21 protein-coding genes are annotated in these 21,595 nt (G+C 58.9%); 16 read left to right on the forward strand and 5 right to left on the reverse strand.

All coding sequences use genetic code 11. The features are described 5' to 3' along the window. The first annotated feature begins 149 nt into the window (after positions 1-149). Positions 150-4,046: a phosphoribosylformylglycinamidine synthase gene (gene purL / locus KQP88_RS05685; protein ID WP_216705070.1), complete on the forward strand. Its 3,897-nt coding sequence runs from the start codon at positions 150-152 to the stop codon at positions 4,044-4,046. Between the two features lie 6 nt (positions 4,047-4,052). After that, entirely contained in the window at positions 4,053-4,364 is a 312-nt protein-coding gene (locus tag KQP88_RS05690) for a Nif3-like dinuclear metal center hexameric protein (RefSeq protein WP_216705071.1), read from the forward strand. 116 nt (positions 4,365-4,480) lie between these two features. Here KQP88_RS05690 and KQP88_RS05695 read toward each other — a convergent pair whose 3' ends face one another. Next, entirely contained in the window at positions 4,481-5,044 is a 564-nt protein-coding gene (locus KQP88_RS05695; protein ID WP_025258873.1) for a L,D-transpeptidase family protein, read from the reverse strand. 36 nt (positions 5,045-5,080) lie between these two features. Further along, positions 5,081-5,632, reverse strand: coding sequence for an NUDIX hydrolase (locus KQP88_RS05700; RefSeq protein WP_025258874.1), 552 nt, complete (start codon positions 5,630-5,632; stop codon positions 5,081-5,083). Positions 5,633-5,782: 150 nt separating this feature from the next. On the opposite strand from KQP88_RS05700, the gene KQP88_RS05705 reads away from it, so the two are divergent. From KQP88_RS05705 to purT, 5 genes are all read left to right on the forward strand, one after another. Next, positions 5,783-6,379: a CoA pyrophosphatase gene (locus KQP88_RS05705; RefSeq protein WP_025258875.1), complete on the forward strand. Its 597-nt coding sequence runs from the start codon at positions 5,783-5,785 to the stop codon at positions 6,377-6,379. Between the two features lie 57 nt (positions 6,380-6,436). Further along, positions 6,437-6,961, forward strand: a complete 525-nt coding sequence (locus KQP88_RS05710) for a gamma carbonic anhydrase family protein (RefSeq protein WP_200993421.1) — start codon at positions 6,437-6,439, stop codon at positions 6,959-6,961. Continuing rightward, positions 6,961-7,170 carry a DUF1289 domain-containing protein gene (locus KQP88_RS05715; protein WP_216705072.1) on the forward strand — a complete coding sequence of 70 codons (210 nt, stop codon included), beginning with the start codon at positions 6,961-6,963 and terminating at the stop codon, positions 7,168-7,170. Before KQP88_RS05710 ends, KQP88_RS05715 begins: the two co-directional genes overlap by 1 nt. 161 nt (positions 7,171-7,331) lie before the next feature. Beyond that, on the forward strand, positions 7,332-7,799 hold the full coding sequence (locus tag KQP88_RS05720; RefSeq protein ID WP_216705073.1) for a VUT family protein: 468 nt from the start codon (positions 7,332-7,334) through the stop codon (positions 7,797-7,799). A 102-nt stretch (positions 7,800-7,901) separates the two neighbouring features. Further along, on the forward strand, positions 7,902-9,083 hold the full coding sequence (purT, locus tag KQP88_RS05725; RefSeq protein WP_216705074.1) for a formate-dependent phosphoribosylglycinamide formyltransferase: 1,182 nt from the start codon (positions 7,902-7,904) through the stop codon (positions 9,081-9,083). Positions 9,084-9,152: 69 nt separating this feature from the next. Here the strand turns inward: purT and KQP88_RS05730 are convergent, their stop codons facing one another. The 3 genes from KQP88_RS05730 to KQP88_RS05740 all read right to left on the reverse strand — a co-directional run bounded on the left by KQP88_RS05730 (position 9,153) and on the right by KQP88_RS05740 (position 12,819). Then, positions 9,153-10,463, reverse strand: a complete 1,311-nt coding sequence (locus KQP88_RS05730) for an MFS transporter (protein ID WP_216705075.1) — start codon at positions 10,461-10,463, stop codon at positions 9,153-9,155. A gap of 286 nt (positions 10,464-10,749) precedes the next feature. Next, positions 10,750-11,994, reverse strand: coding sequence for a transporter associated domain-containing protein (locus KQP88_RS05735; protein WP_216705076.1), 1,245 nt, complete (start codon positions 11,992-11,994; stop codon positions 10,750-10,752). A gap of 12 nt (positions 11,995-12,006) precedes the next feature. Beyond that, positions 12,007-12,819 carry a cytochrome C assembly family protein gene (locus KQP88_RS05740; protein ID WP_216705077.1) on the reverse strand — a complete coding sequence of 271 codons (813 nt, stop codon included), beginning with the start codon at positions 12,817-12,819 and terminating at the stop codon, positions 12,007-12,009. 209 nt (positions 12,820-13,028) lie between these two features. Between KQP88_RS05740 and ffh the strand changes: the two genes are divergently transcribed. The 9 genes from ffh (at position 13,029) to thrC (ending at position 21,441) form a co-directional block, all read left to right on the forward strand. Beyond that, a complete protein-coding gene (ffh, locus tag KQP88_RS05745) occupies positions 13,029-14,405 on the forward strand; it encodes a signal recognition particle protein (RefSeq protein ID WP_200993426.1) in 1,377 nt (458 codons plus the stop codon). A gap of 248 nt (positions 14,406-14,653) precedes the next feature. After that, positions 14,654-14,911 (forward strand): 30S ribosomal protein S16, encoded by a 258-nt coding sequence (rpsP, locus tag KQP88_RS05750; RefSeq protein WP_025258884.1) that lies wholly within the window; start codon positions 14,654-14,656, stop codon positions 14,909-14,911. Positions 14,912-14,916: 5 nt separating this feature from the next. Then, positions 14,917-15,456 (forward strand): ribosome maturation factor RimM, encoded by a 540-nt coding sequence (gene rimM, locus KQP88_RS05755; RefSeq protein WP_025258885.1) that lies wholly within the window; start codon positions 14,917-14,919, stop codon positions 15,454-15,456. Between the two features lie 5 nt (positions 15,457-15,461). Then, the gene (gene trmD, locus KQP88_RS05760) at positions 15,462-16,214 is read left to right on the forward strand and encodes a tRNA (guanosine(37)-N1)-methyltransferase TrmD (RefSeq protein WP_198729008.1); all 753 of its coding nucleotides are present in this window, start codon (positions 15,462-15,464) and stop codon (positions 16,212-16,214) included. 44 nt (positions 16,215-16,258) lie between these two features. Beyond that, positions 16,259-16,609 carry a 50S ribosomal protein L19 gene (gene rplS, locus KQP88_RS05765; RefSeq protein WP_025258887.1) on the forward strand — a complete coding sequence of 117 codons (351 nt, stop codon included), beginning with the start codon at positions 16,259-16,261 and terminating at the stop codon, positions 16,607-16,609. 103 nt (positions 16,610-16,712) lie between these two features. Beyond that, positions 16,713-17,609 carry a site-specific tyrosine recombinase XerD gene (xerD, locus tag KQP88_RS05770; protein ID WP_216705078.1) on the forward strand — a complete coding sequence of 299 codons (897 nt, stop codon included), beginning with the start codon at positions 16,713-16,715 and terminating at the stop codon, positions 17,607-17,609. A 132-nt stretch (positions 17,610-17,741) separates the two neighbouring features. Further along, positions 17,742-18,482: a bifunctional protein-disulfide isomerase/oxidoreductase DsbC gene (dsbC, locus tag KQP88_RS05775; RefSeq protein ID WP_200993428.1), complete on the forward strand. Its 741-nt coding sequence runs from the start codon at positions 17,742-17,744 to the stop codon at positions 18,480-18,482. A gap of 138 nt (positions 18,483-18,620) precedes the next feature. After that, positions 18,621-19,925 carry a homoserine dehydrogenase gene (locus KQP88_RS05780; protein ID WP_025258890.1) on the forward strand — a complete coding sequence of 435 codons (1,305 nt, stop codon included), beginning with the start codon at positions 18,621-18,623 and terminating at the stop codon, positions 19,923-19,925. A gap of 106 nt (positions 19,926-20,031) precedes the next feature. Then, positions 20,032-21,441, forward strand: coding sequence for a threonine synthase (gene thrC, locus KQP88_RS05785; protein WP_200993429.1), 1,410 nt, complete (start codon positions 20,032-20,034; stop codon positions 21,439-21,441). Positions 21,442-21,595: the final 154 nt, after the last annotated feature.

Genomic DNA, 21,595 nt, shown 5'->3' on the forward strand with positions numbered 1-21,595 from the left:
CGATGGCTTTTTGGCAAAAAAGAAGGTGTTTTCTGCAAAGAAACGACATTCGGGCGTATTCCTTGTCGCCGTTTTGGGTGCTCAAAGGGTCGGTTTAGGCTAGAATGCGTGGCCTCAAAGCACACCCCCTTCCCGAGGCTGTCCCGAAGATGTTGATCCTGCGCGGTGCTCCTGCCCTTTCTGCCTTCCGCCACAGCAAATTACTAGAACAACTGAAACAAAAAGTTTCAGCTGTCAGTGGCTTGTACGCTGAATTCGCTCACTTCGCTGAAATCACTGGCGCTCTGTCCAGTGAAGAGCAGCAGGTTCTCGACCGCCTTCTGAAATACGGCCCGAGTGTGCCGGTTCAAGAGCCGAACGGTCGTCTGTTCCTGGTGCTGCCACGTTTCGGCACGATTTCGCCGTGGTCGAGCAAGGCCAGCGATATTGCCCGTAACTGTGGCCTGGCAAAGATCCAGCGCCTGGAGCGCGGTATCGCCTTCTATGTAGAAGGCCAGTTCAGCGATATCGAGGCTCAGGCCATTGCCGACAGCCTGCATGACCGCATGACCCAACTGGTTCTGGGCAACCACGAGCAGGCCGCCGGTCTGTTCAGCCATGCCGAACCCAAGCCGCTGACTGCCGTGGATATCCTCGGTGGCGGTCGCGCAGCACTGGAAAAAGCCAACGTCGACCTGGGCCTGGCCCTGGCTGAAGACGAAATCGATTATCTGGTCACCAGCTTCAACGGTCTGGGGCGCAACCCTCACGACATCGAACTGATGATGTTCGCCCAGGCCAACTCCGAGCACTGCCGTCACAAGATCTTCAACGCCAGTTGGGATATCGACGGCGAAAGCCAGGAAAAAAGCCTGTTCGGCATGATCAAGAACACCTACCAGATGCACAGCGAAGGCGTTCTGTCCGCTTACAAGGACAACGCTTCGGTGATCGTCGGTAATGTTGCCGGTCGTTTCTTCCCGGACCCTGAAACCCGCCAGTACGGCGCGGTGCAGGAGCCTGTTCACATCCTGATGAAGGTCGAGACTCACAACCACCCGACTGCGATTGCTCCGTTCCCCGGCGCATCCACCGGTTCCGGCGGCGAGATTCGCGATGAAGGTGCAACTGGCCGTGGTGCCAAGCCAAAGGCCGGCCTGACCGGTTTCACCGTATCGAACCTGCAGATCCCCGGTTTCGTGCAGCCATGGGAAGTGCCTTACGGCAAGCCCGAGCGCATCGTGACTGCGCTGGACATCATGATCGAAGGCCCGCTGGGTGGCGCGGCGTTCAACAATGAATTCGGTCGTCCGGCCCTGACCGGTTATTTCCGTACCTTCGAGCAATCGATCACCACGCCTCACGGTGACGAAGTTCGCGGTTACCACAAGCCGATCATGCTGGCTGGCGGTATGGGCAACATCCGCGAAGATCACGTCCAGAAGGGCGAGATTACTGTCGGTGCCAAGCTGATCGTGTTGGGTGGCCCGGCCATGCTGATCGGTCTGGGCGGTGGCGCTGCTTCCTCCATGGCCACCGGCACCAGCTCCGCCGATCTGGATTTCGCTTCCGTTCAGCGTGAAAACCCTGAAATGGAGCGTCGTTGCCAGGAAGTCATCGACCGTTGCTGGCAACTGGGTGACAAGAACCCGATCAGCTTCATCCACGACGTGGGTGCGGGTGGTCTGTCCAACGCCTTCCCTGAACTGGTCAATGATGGCGGCCGTGGTGGTCGTTTCGAGCTGCGTAACGTGCCTAACGACGAGCCGGGCATGGCCCCGCTGGAAATCTGGAGCAACGAGTCTCAGGAACGTTACGTTCTGGCCGTTTCCGCTGAAGATTTCGAGCGTTTCAAGGCCATCTGTGAGCGTGAGCGTTGCCCGTTCGCAGTCGTTGGCGAAGCCACTGCCGAGCCTCAACTGACCGTTACCGACAGCCACTTCGGCAACAACCCGGTGGACATGCCGCTGGAAGTGCTGCTGGGCAAGGCCCCGCGTATGCACCGTTCAGTAGCGCGTGAAGCTGAACTGGGCGACGATTTCGATCCGGGCACGCTGAGCATCGACGAGAGCGTGGAGCGCGTTCTGCGTCACCCGGCGGTAGCCAGCAAGAACTTCCTGATCACCATTGGCGACCGCAGCATCACCGGTCTGGTCGCTCGCGATCAGATGGTCGGTCCATGGCAAGTGCCAGTGGCTGACTGCGCCGTGACGGCCACCAGCTTCGACGTCAACACCGGCGAAGCCATGGCAATGGGCGAGCGTACTCCGCTGGCGCTGCTGGACGCCCCGGCTTCTGGTCGCATGGCCATTGGTGAAACCCTCACCAACATCGCCGCTTCGCGTATTGAAAAGCTGTCCGACATCAAACTGTCGGCCAACTGGATGTCGGCTGCCGGCCACCCGGGTGAAGACGCGCGTCTGTACGACACCGTCAAGGCTGTGGGCATGGAACTGTGCCCTGAGCTGGGTCTGACCATTCCGGTGGGCAAGGACTCCATGTCCATGAAAACCCGCTGGAGCGATGAGGGCACCGAGAAGAGCGTGACCTCGCCGCTGTCGCTGATCGTGACCGGCTTCGCGCCTGTCAGCGATATCCGCAAGACCCTGACTCCAGAGCTGCGCATGGACAAGGGCGAAACCGACCTGATCCTCATCGATCTGGGTCGTGGCCAGAACCGCATGGGCGCTTCGATTCTTGCCCAGGTTCACGGCAAGCTCGGTCGCTCGGCACCGGACGTCGATGACGCTGAAGACCTCAAGGCCTTCTTTGCCGTCATCCAGGGCCTGAATGCCGACGGTCACCTGCTGGCTTACCACGACCGTTCCGACGGTGGTCTGCTGGTCAGCGTGCTGGAAATGGCGTTCGCCGGTCATTGCGGTCTGAACCTGTACCTCGACAGCCTGGCTGAAACCTCCGCCGAGCTGGCTTCGATCCTGTTCAACGAAGAGCTGGGTGCTGTCATCCAGGTTCGTCAGGATGCAACCCCGCTGGTGCTGGCCCAGTTCAGCGCTGCCGGCCTTGAAGACTGCGTTTCGGTCATCGGCAAGCCGGTGAACAACGATGAAGTGGTCATCAGCTTCGCGGGTGAGTCGGTATTCACCGGCCAGCGCCGTCTGCTGCAGCGTCAGTGGGCTGAAACCAGCTACCAGATCCAGCGTCTGCGTGATAACGCCGAATGCGCCGATCAGGAATTCGATGCGCTGCTGGAAGAAGACAATCCTGGCCTGACCGTCAAGCTGGGCTTCGACGTCAACGATGACATCGCAGCGCCTTACATCAAGAAAGGTGTCCGTCCTCAGGTTGCGGTTCTGCGCGAGCAGGGCGTCAACGGTCAGGTCGAGATGGCGGCTGCGTTCGATCGCGCCGGTTTCAATGCCATCGACGTGCACATGAGCGACATCCTGGCCGGTCGTGTCGACCTGAACGACTTCAAGGGCATGGTTGCGTGCGGCGGCTTCTCCTACGGCGACGTACTGGGTGCCGGTGAAGGCTGGGCCAAGTCGGCGCTGTTCAACAGCCGTGCCCGCGATGCGTTCCAGGGCTTCTTCGAGCGTACCGACAGCTTCACCCTGGGCGTGTGCAACGGTTGCCAGATGTTGTCCAACCTGCACGAGCTGATTCCGGGCAGCGAGTTCTGGCCGCACTTCGTGCGTAACCGTTCCGAGCAGTTCGAAGCGCGTGTCGCGATGGTCCAGATCCAGGAGTCGCCATCGATCTTCCTGCAAGGCATGGCCGGTTCGCGTATGCCGATCGCCATCGCTCACGGTGAAGGGCATGCCGAGTTCGCCCACGACGACGCCCTGCTCGAAGCCGATATCTCCGGCACCGTAGCGCTGCGTTATGTGGACAACCATGGCAAGGTGACCGAAACCTATCCGGCCAACCCGAACGGCTCGCCGCGCGGTATTGGCGGCATGACCACCCGCGACGGTCGCGTCACCATCATGATGCCGCACCCTGAGCGTGTATTCCGTGCCGTGCAGAACTCCTGGCGTCCGGAAGAGTGGAACGAAGACGGCGCCTGGATGCGCATGTTCCGCAACGCTCGCGTCTGGGTTAACTAAACCCCGATGTACAAGCTTGCCTTCTTCGTGCCCGCAAGCCATGTGGAGCAGGTCAAGAACGCCGTATTCGCCGCTGGTGCAGGGCGAATCGGTGCTTACGATCACTGCTCATGGCAAGTGCTCGGCCAGGGCCAGTTCCGCCCGCTGGATAGCAGTCAGCCATTTATCGGGCAGGGTGGCGTGGTCGAGACGGTCGAGGAATGGAAAGTCGAGATGGTCGTGGCCGATGAGTTCATTCATCAGGCAGTGATGGCTCTCAAGCAGAGCCATCCGTACGAAACGCCAGCTTATGAAGTCTGGCGGCTGGAAGCGTTTTAAAATGCTGTCGCGGGCAAGCCCCCTCCCACGGGATTGAGTGTTTCAGGAAGTCGGACGTTAATCCAATTCTTGAGGCCGTCCATAACCAAGTGGGAGGGGGCTTGCCCGCGACGCGTTTACGGCCGGATCTCGATCATCGTGCCGTCCTTCACCAGATCCCAGACCTCGCGCATATCGTTGTTCTTCAGCGCGATGCAGCCATTGGTCCAGTCCAGGGTATGGAAATACCACTCCGGATATTCTTCGTCCACGGGCGTGCCATGCAACATGATCATGCTGCCGGGCTTGACGCCTTCACGGCGTGCGCGTGCCGCATCTGAAATGTTCGGGTAGGAAATGTGCATCGACAGGTTGTAATTGTTGCTGGGCTTGCGCCAGTCGATCCAGTAGAAACCTTCCGGTGTGCGCTGGTCGCCTTCCTGCAGCTTGGTGCCCTTGGGGTTTCTGCCCAGGGAAATGCGATAGGTCTTGAGCGCTTCGCCGCCGCTGATCAATTGCAACTGACGTGCGGATTTGAGCACCAGCACCTTGTCGATTTTCTTGTCGGCAAGGCTCTGGGTATTGATGACCTTGTGATCGATGATTTTCTGTTCGCTGCCCTTGGGCACGATGGTCTGGGTAAAGGCCGCTTGCGACAGCGGAACGAACGACATGCAGAAGAAAGCGAACAGCCAACGCATTGCGGTATCCCTGAAGGCACCTGAGTGCCGGATTGTTTATGTGTCCTGGATCGGGCGCGAAGCTGGCAGGGCGCTGGTGTGTACCGGGTAAACCTGCTGGCGTCTGTCCGCGAAGAAGTATTCTAGGGTACGCCTGACTGTCATGAAAGCCAGGTCCTGCCATGGAATGTCGGCTTCGTCGAATAATTGCACCTCAAGGCTTTCGACCCCGGCGGCGAATTCTGGAGTCGCCAGTTCGGCGCGGTAGAACACATGCACCTGATTGATGTGCGGCACGTCGATCAGTGCATACAGATGCAGATCGGTCAGCGTGGCGCAGGCCTCCTCGATGGTTTCACGTCGCGCTGCCTGCTCGATGGTTTCGCCGTTCTCCATGAAGCCGGCCGGCAAGGTCCAGAAACCCAGGCGCGGTTCGATGGCGCGGCGGCACAGCAGGACCTTTTCACCTTGTGTCACAAGGCAGCCGGCTACGATATTCGGGTTCTGATAATGGATGGTGTGGCAATGCTCGCATACATGGCGCAGGCGGCTATCGCCTTCGGGAATGCGCAAGATGACCGGGTTACCGCACTGGCTGCAGAATTTCATGGGTTCGTTCGATCCGTTAAAGCAGACGCTATCCTGGCTTGCGGCAGGGCGGATCTGCAAGTCTCGCGATTGTATGACCGTCCTGCAAGGGGTTGGGCAGTTCGTCGCTTTGGTGCATGATGCCAAGAGTGCAACAGATCGAGATTTCCCATGCTGGATGAGCTACTTCTGCGTGTCAGCAGTCATACGCCAGATATTCTTGAGTCGGATCGACGTTTCCCCGAGGCGGCGGTGTTGGTGCCGGTCACGCGCAGTGACGAGCCCGAGTTGATCCTGACCTTGCGTGCCAGCGGGCTTTCCACCCACAGCGGGGAGGTGGCGTTTCCGGGCGGGCGACGCGATCCGGAAGATCCCGATCTGGTATTCACGGCCCTGCGCGAGGCGGAGGAAGAAATCGGCCTGCCGCCCGGTCTTGTCGAGATTGTCGGCCCTCTGAGCCCGCTGATCTCCAAACATGGCATCAAGGTCACGCCTTATGTCGGCGTGATTCCCGATTTTGTCGAATACCGCCCCAACGATGCCGAAATCGCGGCGGTGTTCAGCGTGCCTCTGGAGTTCTTCCGCCAGGACACCCGTGAGCACACGCACCGGATCGATTATGACGGTCGCAGTTGGTACGTACCCAGCTATCGTTATGGCGGATACAAGATCTGGGGGCTGACGGCGATCATGATCGTCGAACTGGTGAATGTGTTGTATGACGCGAAAATCAGCCTGCACCATCCGCCCGAGCGATCCACCACCTGAGCCGTCATTCATAACGAACTGCACCCGTGAGTGCGGTCATCAGCCAGAGGAAACACCATGAAATATCGCTTGGGAGACTCCCGTGTCCAGACCGATCCACAAAGCTGGGTCGCGCCCAATGCGGTCCTGATCGGCAAGGTCAGGCTGGAGGCCGGCTCGAGCGTCTGGTTCAACGCGGTGCTGCGGGGCGATAACGAGCTGATTCATATCGGCGAGAACAGCAACGTGCAGGATGGTACGGTGATGCACACCGATATGGGGTCGCCGCTGAACATCGGCAAAGGCGTCACTATTGGCCATAACGTCATGCTGCACGGTTGCAGCGTCGACGATTACAGCCTGATCGGTATCAACTCGGTGATTCTCAACGGCGCAAAGATCGGCAAATACTGCATCATCGGCGCCAATTCGCTGATCGGCGAAGGCAAGGTCATCCCCGATGGCTCTCTGGTGATGGGCTCGCCGGGCAAGGTGGTGCGCGAACTCACCGATGTGCAGAAGAAAATGCTTGAAGCCAGCGCCGCGCATTATGTCCACAATGCCCAGCGTTACGCCCGCGACCTGGCCGTGCAGGAAGATTGATGAGCACTGAATCCACTCCGGAAAAACCCGTCCGTTCGCCCTGCGTGAGCATTTGCGCCCTGGACGAAGACGATATCTGCACCGGCTGCCAGCGAACTGTAGGCGAGATTACTGGCTGGAGCCGCATGAGCAATGACGAGCGGCGTGCGGTGCTGGGGTTGTGCCATGAACGGGCCAAGGCGAGCGGGGTGGTCTGGACGTTGGGATAGGGCGTACATGCGATGAAGTGGGAGGGGCCTTGGCCGCGACGACTTGCTTACAAACAACACATTTTTCAGCGCCTTCAAACTGGCTGTCGCGGCCAAGGCCCCTCCCACAGGGCTGATGTCTGCTACCATTGCCGCCCGTTTTTTCCCAAGACATCTTTTCCATGATTTACCTGATCGCGTACATCGGCAGTGTCGTGCTGATCAATTTCGCCTTTTCCACCGCGCCACATCTGGACATCATCTGGTCGGCGTGGGGCGGGCTGGTGTTTGTGCTGCGCGATATGGTGCAGACCCGGTTCGGCCATGGCGCGATTCTCGCCATGCTGGTGGCATTGCTGCTGTCCTACGTCACCAGCGAGCCGGCCATCGCGCTGGCCAGCGCCACGGCGTTCGCGGTGTCCGAATGCATCGACTGGCTGGTGTTCAGCATCACCAAGCGCCCGCTGCATGATCGCCTGTGGATCAGTTCGGCCCTGAGTATTCCGCTGGACACCTTTATCTTTTTCGGCCTGATCGATGCCCTGACGGCACCGGTGATCCTGACAGCCCTGGGTTCCAAGTTCGCGGGCGTTACTGCCGTCTGGCTGATCATGGCCTGGCGTATCCGCAAGAACGCTTGTCCGGGTTGAGCCCCTATTTGCAGGGCTTCGTGGTAAATTGCGCGCCTTTCTTCAAAGCGGTCGCTCGCATACGGCGGGTTGCCATCGATATCTGCTTCACGAGGACCTGAGATGACTCAAATCGGAACTCCACTGTCGCCTACCGCGACTCGCGTATTGTTCTGCGGCAGTGGCGAGCTGGGCAAGGAAGTAGTGATCGAGCTGCAACGCCTGGGCGTCGAAGTGATCGCTGTTGACCGTTATGCCGATGCGCCTGCCATGCAGGTCGCTCATCGCAGCCACGTGATCAATATGCTGGACGGCGCTGCGCTGCGTGCAGTGGTCGAGGCCGAGAAGCCGCACTTCATCGTTCCGGAAATCGAAGCCATCGCCACGTCCACGCTGGTCGAGCTTGAGTCCGAAGGTTTCACTGTCATCCCGACGGCCCGTGCTGCGCAACTGACCATGAACCGTGAAGGCATTCGTCGCCTTGCTGCCGAAGAGCTCAAGCTGCCGACGTCGCCGTATCACTTTGCCGATACCTTCGAGGACTACAGCAAAGCGGTCCTGGATCTGGGTTTCCCATGTGTGGTCAAGCCGGTCATGAGTTCGTCGGGCAAGGGCCAGAGCCTGCTCAAGAGCGCCGATGATATCCAGAAGGCCTGGGATTACGCGCAGGAAGGCGGTCGTGCCGGCAAGGGCCGCGTGATCGTTGAAGGCTTTATCGATTTCGATTACGAAATCACCCTGCTGACCGTACGCCATGTAGGCGGCACCACGTTCTGTGCGCCGGTTGGTCATCGCCAGGAGAAGGGCGACTATCAGGAGTCCTGGCAGCCACAGGCCATGAGCCCGGTTGCTCTGGCCGAGTCCGAGCGCGTTGCCAAGGCAGTGACCGAGGCTTTGGGTGGTCGCGGTATCTTTGGTGTCGAGCTGTTCATCAAGGGCGATCAGGTATGGTTCAGCGAAGTGTCGCCGCGCCCCCATGACACCGGTCTGGTAACCCTGATTTCTCAGGACCTGTCCCAGTTCGCACTGCATGCCCGCGCCATTCTGGGCCTGCCTGTACCGTTGATCCGTCAGTTCGGGCCATCGGCTTCGTCGGTGATTCTGGTTGAAGGCCAGTCCACGAAGACTGCTTTTGCCAACCTGGGTGCTGCACTGGCCGAACCGGATACGGCTTTGCGTCTGTTCGGCAAGCCTGAAGTGAACGGCCAGCGCCGCATGGGCGTAGCCCTGGCTCGTGACGAGTCCATCGAAGCCGCACGCGCCAAGGCGACCCGTGCTTCGGCGGCGGTCAACGTCATCCTGTAACTGCTCTGTGTGGGAGCGAATCGGGCGGCGCTCCGCTCATTCGCGAATGAATTCGCTCCCACTGGGTCTTCAGAGCTCTCTGTCCCGCGTCTCTTTCAGGCACAGCACAGCCAGCAGGCTGATCAGCGCTGCGGCCGACACATACCCGCCTACCCAGCTCAAACCGCCCATGGCCACCAGTTTCTGTGCAAAGAACGGTGCGACTGAAGCGCCGACAATGCCGCCCAGGTTATAGGCTGCCGATGCGCCGGTGTAACGCACCTGGGTCGGGAACAGCTCCGGCAGCAGTGCGCCCATGGGGGCGAAGGTCACGCCCATCAGGAACAGCTCGATACACAGGAACAGCGCAACGCCCCAGGTCGTGCCGTGGGTGAGCAGCGGTTCCATGAGAAAACCCGAGAGAATCGCCAGTACACCGCCGACAATCAGCACCGGCTTGCGTCCGAAGCGATCGCTTGCCCAGGCCGACAGAGGCGTGGCCGCCGCCATGAACAGCACCGCAAAGCACAGCAGCCCCAGAAAGGTTTCCCGGCTGTAGCCCAGTGTCGATACCCCATAACTCAGGGAAAAGACCGTCGAGATATAAAACAGCGCGTAGCACACCACCATCGAGGCGGCACCCAGCAGCATCGGTTTCCAGTGCTGGCTGAAGGTTTCCACAATCGGCATCCTGACCCTTTCATGGCGCGCGATGGCTTTGGCGAAGACCGGTGTTTCTTCCAGTTTCAGGCGTACATACAGGCCGACCATGACCAGTGCGGCGCTGAGCAGGAAGGGAATCCGCCAGCCCCACGAGCGGAATTGCTCGTCGTCCAGAGTCAGCGCCAATGCCAGAAACAGGCCGTTGGCTGCCAGAAAACCAATGGATGGCCCCAGTTGCGGGAACATGCCGAACCAGGCTCGTTTGCCTTTGGGCGCATTTTCAGTCGCCAGCAGCGCGGCGCCACCCCATTCGCCGCCAAGCCCCAGGCCCTGGCCGAAACGCAGCAGGCAGAGAATGATCGGCGCCCAGGCTCCGATGGTCGCGTAGCCGGGCAGCACGCCAATCAAGGTGGTGCAGACCCCCATCAGCAGTAATGAGGCGACCAGCGTCGACTTGCGTCCGATACGGTCGCCGAAATGGCCGAACAGTGCCGACCCTAGCGGACGAGCGAGGAAGGCGATGCCGAAGGTCAGAAAGGACGACAGCATCTGTGCGGTGCCGGAGGTCTGTGGAAAGAACACCGGCCCGATCACCAGGGCCGCAGCCGTGGCGTAGACGTAGAAGTCGTAGAACTCGATGGCGGTGCCAATGAAACTGGCAGTGGCAACGCGGGTTGGCGAGTTGGTGGGCGGTGTTTGGGTATCGTCGTTTTCGCTGAGAGTAGCAGTGCTGGTCATGCGGATATCCCTGACAGTCATCTTGCCTGCTGCGTGTGGCATGCAGCGGCAAATGTTCATTCTTGTGATTGTGGGCACAGCGCTGATCAGAGTGGCCCGGTTGGGCTGGAGGGCAATGGCAGCGCTCGTGGATGGGAGCGTGTCATGAAAGGTGCGAGTCGTTCAGGCTGAATGACTGGCCGTCTGCGCTGGGTGCGGGTAGCACGCGCTACGGCTGGCTGGGTAAGCGAAGGGATTATAGGAAGGGCTTCGCTTGCGAAACAAGTGGCAACATCTCGCGGGATGTCTACTTGAAAACCAGGCTCGGAGCGTTCTGCCACATCAGGACCCGCTTCACGCGATTGTCCTCGGTTTCCAGGATTTCCAGCCGGTAAGGGCCGATTTTCAGGCAGACCGGACCTTCGGGGATGGTTTCCAGGGCTTCGGTGACCAGGCCATTCAGGGTCTTGGGGCCGTCGGAAGGCAGGTGCCAGCCCAGGCTCTTGTTCAGGTCGCGAATCGAGGCCGCGCCTTCCACTTCAAGGCGCCCGTCCGCCTGACGGGTGACGTGAGGATTGTTGAGGCTCTGCTCGTTCTCGAATTCGCCGACGATCTCTTCAAGAATGTCTTCCAGGCTGACGATGCCGAGCACTTCGCCATATTCGTCCACCACCACGCCCAGCCGACGCTGCTGCTTGTGGAAGTTCAGCAGTTGCAACTGCAGTGGCGTGCTTTCGGGCACGAAGTAAGGCTCGTAGCAGACAGCCAGCAATTGTTCCTTGGTCAGCTCGGCCTTGGGCAGCAGATGGCTGATTTGACGGGTATTGAGGATGCCCTGCACCTGATTGATATCGTTGTGATAGACCGGCAGGCGAGTGTGTCGGGAAATGATCAGGCGTTCGATGATCTGTTCGATGGGGTCGTCGAGGTTGACGCCGTCCACTTCGTTGCGTGGTATCAGAATGTCATTGACCGTGATGCTGTCCAGGGCGTGGATGCCCGACAGCACATTGGCCCGTGGATGATGTTCCTGTACGCCGTCATGGCCGGATTTCTGGAGCGTATCATCCAGATCATGATCCAGGCCTGTCACTTTGCGAACGCCGAAAAGGCGCAGCAGGTATTTGGCAATCGCGCTGAAAACGCAGGCCAGCGGCCAGACGATCTTCATCGGGATGCGCAGTGTGCCGTTGCCCAGCAATAGCGTGGCGACAGGGTAGCGGGCTGCAAGGCGGCGCGGGATCAGTTCGGCAAAGACCAGCATGGCTGCAGCGGTGATGAGCCACGCGACAGTCGGGCCGTTATATAGCCAGCTATTGACGGCAACCAGTGTGGCGATGACGGTGATCAGGGTCTTGATCAGCGTATTGCTCAGGATCAGGCTGTTGAGCTCGAAAGCCAGTTCGGGAAAGGCCGCGGCTTCGTTGGGGCGTTTGCCGACACGCAAGGTCTTGAGCAGATGATGGGCGGTCTCGACTGCGGTCAGCAGACCGGACCAGAGCATCAGCAGGGTCAGCACACCCAGAAGTGGGCCGAGGGGCAGATTATCCATGATCGACGCCCGTCAGATATGCAGAATGAATTCACGTACCAGCTTGCTGCCGAAGTAGGCCAGCATCAGCAGGCAGAAGCCGCCCAGCGTCCAGCGAATGGCTTTGTGCCCACGCCAGCCGAGACGGTTGCGACCCCACAGCAGAACACTGAACACGACCCAGGCCAGACAGGCGAGCAGGGTCTTGTGTACCAGGTGCTGGGCAAACAGGTTCTCGACGAACACCCAGCCGGAAATCAGCGACAGCGACAGCAGGGTCCAGCCGGCCCAGAGGAAGCCGAACAGCAGGCTTTCCATGGTTTGCAGGGGCGGGAAGTTCTTGATCAGCCCCGAAGGATGCTTGTTCTTGAGCTGATGATCCTGCAATAGCAACAGCAGCGCCTGGAACACCGCGATGGTGAACATGCCGTACGCCAGGATGGAAAGCAGGATGTGGCTGAGAATGCCCGGTTCTTCAATGATCGGCTGCACGGTGCCGCTTGGGGCGTACTGGGCCAGCAGGGTGGTGATCATGCCCAGCGGGAACAGCAGCACCAGCAGGTTTTCCACGGGAATTCGCGTGGTGGCGATCAGGGTCAGGGCGATGACTGACACGGCGATCAGACTGGCGGAGTTGAAAAAGTCCAGACCCAGGCCTGCCGGGCGCATCAGTTGGGAATAAAGGCCGATGGCATGGGCAATGACGGCCAGGGTGCCGAGCAGTACAAGCAGCCGCTTGTCGGGTTTGGCGGTCTGATTCAGGCGTACGCCCTGATAGACGGTCGCAGCGGCATAGAGGCTTGCGGCGGCGAGGCTTGAAAGCAGACTGGGTGTTAGAGGGAACATAGATCCTGAAGGACGAGCCCGAAAGACGCTGAGTTTGGCATAGAACCGACATTTCACGAAAGACTACATAAGCAGTCAGCGTGGTGTCAGTTCAGCGGAGTCTTCGCTATAATCCGCGACCAGCTCAAGCCGAAGGCTCGCCGAGCGCCATTTTATTGCGGGCCGGGCCGCATCAACCGGGGTTCGACCAGAGCCTGAAAGGATCGCGCATGTTTGAAAACCTTACCGACCGCCTCTCGCAGACGCTGCGCCACGTAACTGGCAAGGCCAAGCTGACCGAGGACAACATCAAAGATACCCTGCGCGAAGTGCGCATGGCTTTGCTCGAAGCCGATGTCGCCCTGCCGGTGGTCAAGGACTTCGTCAATAGCGTCAAGGAACGTGCCGTCGGCACCGAGGTGTCGCGCAGCCTGACACCGGGTCAGGCGTTCGTGAAGATCGTTCAGGCCGAACTCGAAAGCCTGATGGGCGCGGCCAACGAAGACCTGGTGCTCAACGTCACGCCTCCGGCGGTCGTGTTGATGGCCGGTCTGCAGGGTGCGGGTAAAACCACCACTGCTGGCAAACTTGCTCGCTTCCTTAAAGAGCGCAAGAAGAAAACCGTGATGGTCGTGTCGGTGGACGTCTATCGTCCCGCGGCCATCAAGCAGCTTGAAACCCTGGCCAACGATATCGGCGTGACGTTCTTCGCTTCCGATATCAGCCAGAAGCCTGTGGACATTGCCCAGGCTGCCATTCGCGAAGCCAGGCTCAAGTTCATCGATGTCGTGATCGTCGACACCGCAGGTCGCCTGCACGTCGATGCCGAGATGATGACCGAGATCCAGGCGTTGCATGCCGAGGTGAAACCGGCTGAAACCCTGTTCGTGGTCGATGCCATGACCGGTCAGGATGCGGCCAATACCGCCAAGGCGTTCGGCGATGCGCTGCCGCTGACCGGTGTGGTGCTCACCAAGGTCGATGGCGATGCTCGCGGCGGTGCTGCGTTGTCGGTGCGTGCGATTACCGGCAAGCCGATCAAGTTCATCGGTATGGGCGAGAAGAGCGAAGCTCTGGAGCCGTTCCACCCCGATCGTATCGCGTCGCGAATTCTCGGCATGGGCGACGTCCTCAGCCTGATCGAGCAGGCCGAGCAGACTCTGGATAAAGAGAAAGCCGACAAGCTGGCCAAGAAGCTCAAGAAGGGCAAGGGCTTCGACCTCGAAGATTTCCGCGATCAGCTGCAACAGATGAAGAACATGGGCGGCCTTGGCGGCCTTATGGACAAACTGCCCAGCATCGGTGGCATGAACCTCTCGCAGATGGGCAATGCCCAGGGCGTGGCCGAGAAGCAGTTCAAGCAGATGGAAGCCATCATCAATTCGATGACGCCGGCCGAGCGTCGCGACCCGGATCTGATCAGCGGTTCGCGCAAGCGCCGTATCGCCATCGGTTCGGGCACCCAGGTTCAGGACATCGGGCGTCTGATCAAGCAGCACAAGCAGATGCAGAAGATGATGAAGAAATTCTCCGCCAAGGGCGGTATGGCAAAAATGATGCGCGGCATGGGTGGAATGTTCCCTGGCGGCGGCATGCCAAAAATGTGATTGCGTCGCGCGCAAGAGGCTTTGCGCGCATTCAATTCTGGAGGCCTGGCCTCCAGCAATCCCGCGTCATGCGGGACTCAACCTGCTGTCTCACGACAGTTTCATTGCAAATCTGGATGGCACGCCGGCCTGCGCCGGAAAAAGTCATTTGCAAAAGTCGGGATATTCCTTAGAATATGCGGCCTTTCGGGCACCCATGCCCGCTGTGCATCTTAGATTTGCAGCACCGACTACAGGAACGATGTTCAATGCTAACCATCCGTCTTGCCCTTGGCGGCTCCAAAAAGCGCCCGTTTTACCACCTGACCGTAACCGACAGCCGCAACGCTCGTGACGGTTCCCACAAAGAACAAATCGGTTTCTTCAACCCGATTGCTCGTGGTCAGGAAGTTCGTCTGTCCGTCAACGAAGAACGCCTGAACTACTGGCTGGGCGTTGGCGCTCAGACTTCCGAGCGCGTTGCCCAGTTGATCAAAGAGCACAACAAGGCCAAGGCCGCGGCCTGAAACCTATGAATGCGACGCCTGCATCTGCCGACGATCTGATCGTCATAGGCAAGATTTTCTCGGTTCATGGCGTTCGCGGCGAAGTGAAGGTTTATTCCTTTACGGATCCGATTGATAACCTGCTGGACTACACGACCTGGACGCTGCGGCGCGAAGGGCGGGTGGAAAAACAGGTAGAGCTGGTCAGCGGACGCTTGCAAGGCAAGTTTCTGGTCGCAAAGCTCAAGGGTCTCGATGATCGCGACGAAGCTCGTCTTCTGTCCGGTTGCGAAATCTGCGTGCAGCGTAGCCTGTTCCCTGATCTGGACGATGGCGAGTACTACTGGTACCAGCTTGAAGGCCTGAAGGTCATCGACACGCTCGGGCAATTGCTCGGCAAGATCGATCACCTGCTTGAAACCGGCTCGAACGATGTAATGGTGGTCAAGCCCTGCGCGGGCAGTCTGGATGATCGCGAGCGTCTGTTGCCCTATACGGAGCAATGCGTGCTGGCAATCGACCTTGACGCCGGCGAGATGAAGGTGGATTGGGATGCGGACTTCTGAATGCCATGGCTAGCCTACGCATAGAAGTCATCAGTTTGTTCCCGGAGATGTTTTCCGCCATCAGCGAATACGGCATTACCAGCCGTGCGGTGAAACAGGGGCTCTTGCAGCTCACTTGTTGGAATCCGCGGGACTACACCACTGATCGTCATCACACTGTGGATGATCGCCCATTTGGCGGTGGTCCGGGCATGGTGATGAAGATCAAGCCTCTTGAGGATGCTCTGGTTCAGGCCAGGCAGGCTGCAGGGGATGCGGCGAAGGTAATTTACCTGTCGCCACAAGGCCGCAAGCTGAATCAGTCTGCGGTGCGCGAACTGGCGCAGGAGGAAGCGATTATCCTCATCGCCGGTCGTTATGAAGGCATTGACGAGCGTTTTATTGAGGCTCATGTCGATGAAGAGTGGTCGATTGGCGACTATGTATTGTCCGGTGGCGAGCTACCGGCGATGGTGCTGATCGACGCGGTTACGCGACTGCTGCCTGGAGCTTTAGGGCATGTGGACTCCGCGGAGGAAGATTCCTTCACGGACGGTCTGCTGGATTGCCCGCACTACACCCGACCTGAGGTGTATGCGGATCAGCGTGTTCCCGACGTGTTGCTAAGTGGCAATCACGCGCACATCCGGCGTTGGCGTTTACAGCAGTCCCTTGGGCGGACCTATGAACGACGCGCCGATCTTCTGGAAAGCCGCTCGCTTTCTGGAGAAGAGAAGAAGCTGCTGGCGGAATACATCCGCGAGCGGGACGATAGTTAACGTATCGATGGTCGATCCAGACGGATTACCTTAGGAGCACCAGCATGACTAACAAAATCATTCTTGCCCTCGAAGCAGAGCAGATGACCAAAGAAATCCCTACCTTTGCCCCAGGCGATACCATCGTCGTTCAGGTGAAAGTAAAGGAAGGCGATCGCGCGCGTCTGCAAGCGTTCGAAGGCGTTGTAATTGCCAAGCGTAACCGTGGCGTGAACAGTGCTTTCACTGTTCGTAAAATCTCCAACGGTGTTGGCGTTGAGCGTACTTTCCAGACCTACAGCCCGCAAATCGACAGCCTGGCTGTGAAACGTCGCGGCGACGTTCGCAAGGCCAAACTGTACTACCTGCGTGACCTGTCCGGTAAAGCAGCTCGCATCAAAGAAAAACTGTCCTGATACAGTCTTTCGATGCATAAAAAAAGCAGCCTTCGGGCTGCTTTTTTGTTGTCTGTCGTTTCATCATGCAACTCATCTGTCGCCACACTGCTTACGAGTGAAAATGTCTGCTATCGACCACCCACTGATCGACCGTTTTCTGGATGCGCTCTGGCTGGAAAAAGGTTTGTCCGATAACACCCGTGATTCTTATCGCAGTGACCTGGCCCTGTTCAATGGCTGGCTGCAGGAGTGCAACGTTGATCTGATCGAAGCCGGGCGTGATGTGATTCTCGATCACCTGTCCTGGCGAATGGATCAGGGCTACAAGCCCCGTTCGACGGCCCGTTTTCTGTCCGGAGCCCGTGGTTTCTATCGCTACCTGCTGCGCGAGCGGCTGATTGCTGTCGATCCGACGTTACTGATCGATATGCCGCAACTGGGCAAGCCACTGCCTAAATCCCTGTCCGAAGCCGATGTGGAAGCCCTGCTGGCAGCACCTGATCTGAGCGAGCCGATCGGTGAGCGTGACCGGGCGATGCTGGAGGTGCTTTATGCCTGTGGCCTGCGGGTCACTGAACTCATCAGCCTGACTCTGGAGCAGGTCAATCTGCGTCAGGGTGTCCTGAGAATCATGGGCAAGGGCAGTAAGGAAAGGTTGGTGCCCATGGGAGAAGAGGCTATTGTCTGGGTCGAGCGGTACATGCGCAGTGCTCGGGACGAGCTGCTGGGTGGACGTCCCAGTGATGTTCTGTTTCCCAGCCTGCGTGGTGAGCAAATGACGCGGCAGACCTTCTGGCATCGCATCAAGCATCAGGCAGCGGTCGCGGGTATCAGCAAGTCACTGTCGCCTCATACCTTGCGTCATGCCTTTGCCACTCATTTGCTCAATCATGGTGCCGACTTGCGGGTCGTCCAGATGTTGCTGGGCCACAGTGATCTGTCCACGACACAGATTTACACCCATGTTGCCCGTGCTCGCTTGCAAGAGATGCATGCCAGGCACCATCCGCGGGGCTGATCCTGATTTAAGTTACGTTTGTCCGGGTCGGTGTTACAGGCCTTATGTGATAGGCTTTGGCGGTTTCACAGACTGAAGTCGGCGTCAGTGGTTTTCAGCGCCGCCGGTCTGTCCGCCGCTATAGGAGTTTTCATGCGCTTGCCTCATATTTTTGCTGCCGCCATTGTTGCTCTGGCCGGCTCTTTCAGTGCCTTTGCCGTGGCCGATGCAGTACCCGATCAAGCCATTCGCAAGACGCTTGAATCGCTTCAACTGGAGCTGCCTGTAGAAAGCATTGCAGCCAGCCCGCTCAATGGCCTCTATGAAGTCAAACTCAAGGGCGGCCGCGTTCTTTATGCCAGTGCCGACGGTCAGTTCGTGGTGCAGGGTTACCTGTTCCAGATCCAGGACGGCAAGCCGGTCAACCTGACCGAGAAGACCGAGCGTCAGGCGATCTCGAAGACCATCAATGGCGTTCCAGCCGCCGAGATGGTGGTTTATCCGGCCATTGGCGAAACCAAGTCGCACATCACCGTTTTCACCGACACCACCTGCCCGTATTGCCACAAGCTGCATGAGGAAGTGGGTCAGTTGAACAAGATGGGTATCGAAGTTCGCTACCTGGCTTTCCCGCGTCAGGGTCTGGGCTCGCCGGGCGACCAGCAACTCCAAGCGGTCTGGTGCTCCAAGGATCGCAAGGACGCCATGGACCGCATGGTCGATGGCAAGGACATCAAGGCGCCGAAGTGCGAGAACCCGGTGACCAAACAGTTTGCAATGGGCCAGTCGATTGGCGTGAACGGTACGCCGGCCATTGTTCTGGCTGATGGCCAGCTGATTCCTGGTTATCAGCCGGCTGCCCAGATTGCCAAGCTGGCGCTGGGTGCCAAATAAATCCTGCATCGTCAGGACGCCTCATGGGCATGGGGTGACGCCTTGCCGTCATCCCGCTAAAAAATTGGAGTCGCATGGTGACATGCGGCTGTTTTCCACGGCCGACTTCGGGGCGGCCGTTTTTCGGGGAGTTCATCAGTGAAACCGGTCAAAGTAGGCATCTGTGGGCTGGGTACTGTCGGTGGCGGTACCTTTAACGTACTTCAGCGTAACGCCGAGGAGATTGCCCGCCGTGCCGGGCGTGGAATCGAAGTTGCGCAAATTGCGGTTCGTACACCAAACCCCAACTGCCAGATTACCGGTACACCCACCACCAGCGACGTATTCGCCGTGGCGGAAAATCCTGAAATCGATATCGTCGTCGAGCTGATCGGTGGCTACACCGTCGCCCGTGAGCTGGTGCTCAAGGCCATCGAAAACGGCAAGCACGTGGTGACCGCCAACAAGGCGCTGATCGCGGTACATGGCAATGAAATCTTCGCCAAGGCCCGTGAGAAGGGCGTGATCGTGGCGTTCGAAGCCGCTGTTGCGGGCGGTATCCCGGTCATCAAGGCCATCCGTGAAGGCCTGTCGGCCAACCGTATCAACTGGGTGGCCGGGATCATCAACGGCACCGGTAACTTCATCCTCACCGAAATGCGCGAGAAAGGCCGTACTTTCCCGGACGTCCTGGCAGAAGCCCAGGCCCTGGGTTACGCCGAAGCCGATCCGACCTTCGACGTAGAAGGCATCGACGCCGCCCACAAGCTGACGATTCTGGCTTCCATTGCATTCGGTATCCCGTTGCAGTTCGACAAGGCCTACACCGAAGGCATCACCAAGCTGACCACTGCCGACGTGAACTACGCCGAAGCCCTTGGCTATCGCATCAAGCACCTGGGTGTTGCCCGCAGCACGGAGCAGGGTATCGAGTTGCGTGTACACCCGACGCTGATCCCGGCCGATCGCCTGATCGCCAACGTCAATGGCGTGATGAACGCGGTCATGGTCAATGGCGATGCTTCGGGTTCGACCCTGTTCTACGGTGCTGGCGCCGGCATGGAGCCAACGGCTTCTTCCGTGGTGGCGGATCTGGTGGACGTCGTGCGTGCCATGACTTCCGACCCCGAGAATCGCGTACCTCACCTGGCGTTCCAGCCGGATTCGCTGTCCGCTCACCCGATCCTGCCGATCGAGGCGTGCGAAAGTGCCTATTACCTGCGCATCCAGGCCAAGGATCATCCGGGCGTGCTGGCGCAGGTTGCAAGCATCCTGTCCGAACGCGGCATCAATATTGAATCGATCATGCAGAAGGAAGTCGAAGAACAGGACGGCCTGGTTCCGATGATTCTGCTGACGCACCGCGTACGCGAGCAGCGCATGAACGATGCGATTACGGCGCTTGAAGCCTTGCAGGATGTGGTGGGTCCTGTTGTGCGGATTCGTGTTGAACATCTGAATTAATTGATAGCGGCAAGTAACAAGCTGCAAGCTGCAAGTCAGAAGCCCGTGTGCTCTTGCTTGTAGCTTGTCGCTTGAAGCTTGCAGCTCAAACCAAAGGTTTGAAAAAATGCGCTACATCAGTACCCGCGGCCAAGCGCCTGCGTTGAATTTTGAAGATGTGTTGCTTGCAGGCCTCGCCAGCGATGGCGGCCTGTACGTGCCGGAAAACCTGCCACGTTTCACTCAGGAAGAAATCGCTTCCTGGGCGGGCCTTCCGTATCACGAACTGGCTTTCCGGGTGATGCGTCCCTTCGTGGATGGCAGCATCCCGGATGCAGACTTCAAGAAGATCCTCGAAGAAACCTACGGCGTATTCGCCCACAGTTCGGTTGCGCCGCTGCGTCAGCTGGACGGCAACGAGTGGGTACTTGAGCTGTTTCACGGCCCGACCCTGGCGTTCAAGGACTTCGCCCTGCAATTGCTCGGTCGTCTGCTGGATTACGTGCTGGCCAAGCGTGGCGAGCGTGTGGTCATCATCGGTGCCACTTCCGGTGATACCGGCTCTGCGGCGATTGAAGGCTGCCGTCGTTGCGACAACGTCGATATCTTCATCCTGCACCCCAACAAGCGTGTTTCGGACGTTCAGCGCCGCCAGATGACCACCATCTTCGGCGACAACATCCACAACATCGCCATCGAAGGCAACTTCGACGACTGCCAGGAAATGGTCAAGGCCAGCTTCGCCGACCAGGGCTTCCTCAAGGGCACCCGTCTGGTAGCGGTCAACTCGATCAACTGGGCGCGGATCATGGCCCAGATCGTCTACTACTTCCACGCGGCCCTGCAGTTGGGCGGCCCGGCACGTTCGGTATCGTTCTCCGTGCCTACCGGCAACTTCGGCGACATCTTCGCCGGTTACCTGGCACGCAACATGGGCCTGCCGGTCAATCAACTGATCGTCGCCACCAACCGCAACGACATCCTGCACCGCTTCATGAGCGGCAATCAGTACGTCAAGGAAACCCTGCACGCCACACTGTCGCCTTCGATGGACATCATGGTGTCGTCGAACTTCGAGCGTCTGCTGTTCGATATGCATGGTCGCAGTGGTGCAGCCATTGCCGGTCTGATGGACACCTTCAAGCAGGGTGGCGGTTTCAGCGTCGATGAAGATCGCTGGACCGAAACACGCAAGCTGTTCGACTCGCTGGCGGTCAGCGACGAGCAGACCTGCGAAACCATCGCCGAAGTGTTCGCGCGCACCGGTGAAGTGCTGGATCCGCACACCGCAATCGGCGTCAAGGCCGCTCGCGAGTGCCGTCGTAGCCTCGACACGCCAATGGTGATCCTGGGCACCGCCCATCCGGTCAAATTCCCTGAGGCAGTGGAGAAGGCAGGCGTAGGAAAAGCGCTTGAGCTACCTGCACATTTGTCTGATTTGTTCGAGCGCGACGAGCGCTGCACTGTTTTGCCAAATGACCTCAAAGCCATGCAGGCCTTTGTCAGCCAGCACGGTAACCGCGGAAAACCGTTATAACCGAATCGTTGTGTAACAACTTAGGGCCCGCCACTTGGCGGGCCTTCTCGTTTTCCCGTGCCAAACTTTGGAGGTTTTCGAGTTTCTACGGATGAGTCAGTTGTTGTGAAACGGGCAAGTATGCAAGGTCTGGTCAGGGTGACCGGCAACCTGA

Source organism: Pseudomonas lijiangensis (assembly GCF_018968705.1).
GTDB lineage: Bacteria > Pseudomonadota > Gammaproteobacteria > Pseudomonadales > Pseudomonadaceae > Aquipseudomonas > Aquipseudomonas lijiangensis.